Below are 5,993 nucleotides of genomic sequence, written 5' to 3'. Positions count from 1 at the left end.
GCCCGCGGCCGCGGTCGCGGCAGGCCGCCCGCGGCATCCGCCCCTTGCATTGTCCGCCGGACACTGCGTAGCATCGCCGCCGTCGGACTGACAACGATGTCACGAGTCAACCGTGACACGCGCGATGAAGGGCGAAACAGACGATGACGACGAAATCACCATGGGCGGCGAGCATGGCAGCGGCCGCCGCCGTGGCACTCGCAGCCGGCCTGCTCGGAGCGGCGCCGGCAGACGCGGCGGAGCCCCCGGCACCAGACCCCGCGAGCGAGCAGTACCGCCCGTACCTGCACTTCTCCCCCGAGCGCAACTGGATGAACGACCCCAACGGCCTCGTCTACGAGGACGGCACGTGGCACCTGTTCTTCCAGCACAACCCGTACGGCACCCGCTGGGGCAACATGAGCTGGGGCCACGCCACGAGCACCGACCTCGTGCACTGGGAGGAGCAGCCGCTCGCGATCCCGCAGACGTTCGACGCGAACGGCGTCGCGATCGAGGACATCTTCTCGGGCTCGGTCGTGCTCGACGAGCAGAACACGAGCGGCCTCGGCACGGCCGAGAACCCGCCGATGATCGCGATCTACACGAGCGCATACACTCCGGCGCACCCGACCCTCGCCGGCCGGCAGGCGCAGTCGCTCGCGTACAGCCTCGACCACGGCCAGACCTGGACGAAGTACGAGGGCAACCCGGTGTACGACCGGGGCTCGTCCAACTTCCGCGACCCGAAGGTCTTCCGCTACACGAACCCGGAGACCGGCGAGTCGTACTGGGTCATGGCGGCCGTCGAGGCGCTGCAGTACAAGGTGGTCCTCTCGCGCAGCGACGACCTGAAGACGTGGACGCACCTCAGCGACTTCGGCCCGGCCAACGCCACGGGCGGCATCTGGGAGTGCCCCGACCTGTTCCCGCTCGCGGTCGACGGCGACCCGGCGAACACCAAGTGGGTGCTCGTCGTGAACCTCAACCCGGGCAGCGTCGCGGGCGGCTCCGGCGGCCAGTACTTCGTGGGCGACTTCGACGGCACCACCTTCACGTCGGAGAGCACGGTGGCGGATGACGCGGTGCCGGCCGGCGAGGTCTTCGCAGGCTTCGACGACGGCACGTACGACGGCTGGACCGTCGCCAACGAGCCCGGCAACTGGAAGAACGGCCCGTTCGGGGACGCCCCGGCCACCGGCACCCTTCCCGGCCAGAACGCGGTGAGCGGATTCATCGGCGGAGGCCTCGTCAACGGGTTCAACGACTTCGACTGGCCGGTCGGCACCGTCGAATCGCCGACGTTCACCATCGACGACCCGTACGTGAACCTCCTCGTCGGCGGCGGCAACCACCCGCACGTCGACGGCACGCAGCTCGGCAACGAGCCGCCCGCCGGGCGCCTGCTGTTCGACGGCTTCGAGTTCCCCGACGGCACGACCCTCGTCGACACCGGCTGGACGGCGACCGGCGACCTCGCGGTCGACCCGAACCGCAACCCGTCGACGGCCGGGGGCGACTACTACCTGGGCCAGAAGCGCATCAACACCTGGGAGGGCGGCCCGAAGGGCGATGACAACCTCGGCGACCTCACCTCGCCGGCGTTCACCATCCAGCCCGGCGAGGACCACCTCTCGTTCCTGCTCGGCGGCGGCAAGCGGTTCAACGGCACCCTCGAGGTGCGGCTCCTCGTCGACGGCGAGGTCGTCCGCACGGCCACCGGCCCCGAAGGCGGCGCGCTCAACTGGCAGTCGTGGGACGTCTCCGAGTTCGCCGGTCGTGACGTGCAGTTCCAGGTGCACGACGACGCGACGGGCGGCTGGGGCCACCTCACGGTCGACCACCTCGTCCTCGGCGCCGAGCCCGCGCTGCCGCGCTCCGAGGAGACGTCGGTCAGCCTCGTCGTCGACGGCGAGGTCGTGCGCACGGCGACCGGCCGCAACAGCGAGACCCTCGACTGGGTGAGCTGGGACGTCGCCGAGTACGCCGGCCGTGAGGCATCCATTCGCATCGTCGACAACAACCGGTTCGGCTGGGGCCACGTGCTCGTCGACCAGGTGATGTTCTCGGATGCCGCGGCCGCGCCGCGCCTCGAGGGCTACGACTGGCTCGACTGGGGCCGGGACTACTACGCGACGGTGTCGTTCTCGAACGCGCCCGACGGACGGCGGGTGATGCTCGGCTGGATGAACAACTGGGACTACGCGAACGACATCCCGACCGGGACGTGGCGCAGCGCCAACACGCTGCCCCGCGACGTGAGCCTGGTGTCGACGCCCGAGGGCCCGCGCCTCGCGCAGCAGGTCGCGCCCGAGTTCGCGCAGCTCGAGCAGACGGATCGGGCGTACACGGATGCCTCGCGGCCGATCGCCGACGGCTCGGAGACGCTGCCCGTGGCCGGCGACGTCGTGCGCATCGACGCCGTGCTCCGGCCCGGTGACGCCGACGCGGTCGGACTCAGCGTGCTCGGCGACGACGAGGCGTCGACGCGCATCGGGTACGACGCGGCATCCGGCCGCCTGTTCGTCGACCGGCGCGACTCGGGGAGCACCGCGTTCCACCCGGCGTTCCCGTCGCTCGACGATGCGCCGGTGGCGCTCAGCGAGGACGGCACCGTGGCGATCACCGCGTACGTCGACCGGTCCTCGGTCGAGGTCTTCACCGCCGACGGGCGCACGACGATCACCGACCAGGTGTTCCCGAACGCCGGCGCCGACGCGATCGGCCTGTGGGCCGACGGTGATGGCGCCACGCTCGAGTCGCTCACGGTGACACCGCTGCACGGGGCGATGTACAAGGAGGCCGGGGTCGACGACGCGACGGCCCCGCCGCCCGCAGCCCAGCTGTCGTCGACCTCCGGGCCGAAGTCGGCCGACAAGGACGGCGACTACCTCGTGAAGGTGAAGCTCGGCAAGGGCCAGCCGACCACGGTGGTGCGGCTGGTCGAGGGCGACTCGGTGATCGGCCGCGTGTACCGCGCGGCGGACGACGGGCGCATGGTGCAGTTCCCGATCACGGATGCCGCGCCCGGTGAGCACCACTACCGGGTCGAGCTCGAGAACTCGGCCGGCACGACCGACGGGGGCTCCCTCGTCGTGCGCGTCGCCGGCTGAGCCATGGGGGCGGGGTGCGGCGCTGCTGACCGCCGCACCCCGCTCGCCGAGGCGCAGCGCGTCGCGCCCGTGTCCCCCGATCTCGGGTGATGGACGTCGGCGGCCACTGGCCCCAGAATGGCAGGATGGGGCGCCGAAGGCGATGCACCCCGGCGACGCTGGAGGCGTCGCCGTAATGGGACGCGCCGCCGGACTTCCGATCCGAACGCCAGACCAGCGGCTGCGGGTCTTCGTCAGCTCCACTCTGAAGGAGCTCGAACCCGAGCGGCGTGCCGCTCGGGGAGCCATCGAGCGGCTCCGACTCGCGCCGGTCATGTTCGAGCTCGGCGCGCGGCCGCACCCGCCGCAGCAGCTCTACCGGGCCTACCTCGACCAGAGCGACGTGTTCGTCGGAATCTACTGGGAGCACTACGGCTGGATCGCGCCCGGCGAGGAGGTCTCGGGCCTCGAGGACGAGTACCTGCTCGCCCCGCCCGACATGCCCAAGCTGATCTACTTGAAGCAGCCGGCGCAGCGCGAGGAGCGGCTCGACGAGCTCCTCGGGCGCATCCGCGACGACGACACCGCGTCGTACACGCCGTTCTCGAGCAGCGAGCAACTGGCCGACCTCATCACGGCCGACCTCGCGACGCTGCTCGCCGAACGGTTCGACGCGTCGCGCGCGGCATCCGTCGGGCACGGCGCGCTCGGCGGGGCGGCCGGTGCGCCCGGGGCGCCCGGGGCGTCCGCCATACCCGGGCTGTCCGCGGCATCCGGTTCCTCCATCGGCGAGGCCGACGCCGGCACCTCGGGAACCGATCACATCCCCGTGCCGTACACCGAGGCCGTCGGCCGCGATCGCGAGGTGGCGACCCTGCTCGACTGGCTCAGCCACGGCGCGGAGCGCGTCGTCACGCTGGTCGGTCCGGGCGGCATCGGCAAGAGCCGACTGGCGATCGAGGTGGCGCGCAGCGCGGGCGAGCCGTTCGACCGGGTGACATTCGTCGCCCTCGAGCATGTGCTCGACCCGGCCGACGTGCTGCCCGCGATCGCCCGTGAGCTCGGCGTGCGCGACACCGGCGACCAGCCGCTCAGCCGGCAGCTCGGCGCCGCCCGAGCCGGCCGTCGCGACCTCATCGTGCTCGACAGCTTCGAGCAGGTCATCTCGGCAGCCGGCGACGTCATGGCCCTGCTCAACGACCTGCCCGACGCGACGTTCCTCGTCACGAGCAGGGCGCGTCTGCGGGTGCGCGGCGAGCGCGTGTTCGACGTGGAGCCCCTCGGCCTGCCGCCCGACCCGGCACGTGCCTCGCTCGAGGCCATCTCCACCGCCGACGCCGTGCGGCTGTTCGTGACGCGCGCCCGCGCTGCCGACCCCCGGTTCGAGCTCACCGACGAGAACGCCGACGGCGTCGCCCGGATCTGCCTCGCGCTCGAGGGCGTGCCCCTCGCCATCGAGCTCGCCGCCGCGCGCATCCGCGCCCTGACGCCCGCGGCGATGCTCGGACGACTCGACAAGATGCTGCCGCTGCTCGTCACGGCCGCCCGCGACATCCCCGAACGGCAGCGCACCATCCAGGCCACCGTGGAGTGGAGCATCGACCTGCTCAGCCCCGAGGCGAGGGCGCTCTTCGTGCGGCTGGGCGTGTTCGCGGGCGACTTCAGTCTCGATGCCGTGGAGTCCGTGACGGCGCGAGCGCCGTGGGCGGGCGACCTCCTCGGCGCGCTCCTCGAGCTCGTCGACGGCAGCCTCCTGCGCCAGCACGACGATGCGGGCGTGCCGCTGTTCTCGATGCTCGTGCCGGTGCGCGAGATCGCGAGCGCCCGATTCACGGCAGAACCGGATGCCGCGGCGGTGCGCCGCGCACACGGCGAGCACTATCTGCGCCTCGCCGCCGAGGTGGAGCCGCTGCTGGAGGGGTCGACCCAGTCCAGCGCGCTGCAGCGGTTGGACGCGGAACGCGACAACATCAGGGCCGCGTTCCGGCATCTCATCTCGGTCCGGATGGTCGATCCCGTCGCGCGGGCCGTGTGGCGGCTGTTCCTCTACTGGTGGATCCGCAGCCAGCTCACCGAGGCGAAGGCGTGGATGGAGGACATCCTGCACGCCGACGTGCCGCTGCGCGACCACACCCGGGCGATCGCGATGGGCTTCACCTCGTGGGTGGCGCTGTCGCAGCCCGGCCCTGAGGTCGACTCCGGTCCGATCGAGTGGAGCCTCGCGTTGTTCCACGCGGTCGGAGACCCGCTCGGCGAGAGCGGCGCCCTCACCGCGCTCAGCATCGCGTGTGCCGCGTCCACGCCGCCCGACCTCGAGCGGGCCGACAAGCTGCAACGGCGCGCGCTCGAACTCGTGTCGGCCGACGAGCATCCGACGTTCGCGGCCCTCTTCAAGGACGCATTCGGTGCGCTCACGCTGCTTCGCGGCGATGTCGACGGGGCGATCGGCATCTACGAGGAGGTGCTGGAGGACGCCCGGCGCTCGGGCGACGTGTTCGTCGAGAGCATCACCCTGGCGAACTCCGGGTGGGCGCGACTCGCGCGCGGCGAGGCGCGCCCCGACCTGTTCTCGCGCAACCTCGAGCTGTCGCTCCAGCTCAGCAACGACGACGGCATCGCGTACGCGCTGGAGGGCCTGGCGGCGTGCGCCGCCGTCGCGGGCGACGTCGACCGGGTCGGCGTGCTGCTCGGCGCGGCCGACACCGTGCGGGTGCGCACAGGGCTGGTGGGCCAGCGCTCGAACCCGACGTACCGGCCCTTCGTGGAGCGCATCCTGGCCTCCGACGGCGCCGCCGCGTTCGAGGCGGCGCGAGCGCGGGGACGCGGGATGTCGCGGCGCGCGGCGGAGACGCGGACCTCGAAGGGCTGAACCGTGGTGACCATGCGCCGAAGCTACTCCGGGCTGCCGACATGCTCCGCTGT

The 5,993-nt window shown here is 72.1% G+C and carries 2 protein-coding genes; both read left to right on the top strand.

Annotated elements, in window-relative coordinates:
- The first annotated feature begins 173 nt into the window (after positions 1 to 173).
- On the top strand, positions 174 to 3,092 hold the full coding sequence (locus tag GH736_RS15535) for a GH32 C-terminal domain-containing protein (RefSeq protein WP_159604945.1): 2,919 nt from the start codon (positions 174 to 176) through the stop codon (positions 3,090 to 3,092).
- Positions 3,093 to 3,267: 175 nt separating this feature from the next.
- Complete coding sequence (locus GH736_RS15530) at positions 3,268 to 5,940, top strand: DUF4062 domain-containing protein (RefSeq protein ID WP_159604943.1); 2,673 nt, start codon at positions 3,268 to 3,270, stop codon at positions 5,938 to 5,940.
- Positions 5,941 to 5,993: the final 53 nt, after the last annotated feature.

The sequence above is a fragment of the Agromyces humi genome (assembly GCF_009720255.1).
GTDB classification, from domain to species: Bacteria; Actinomycetota; Actinomycetes; order Actinomycetales; family Microbacteriaceae; genus Agromyces; species Agromyces humi.
This window is presented reverse-complemented; position numbering and strand designations above follow the sequence as displayed.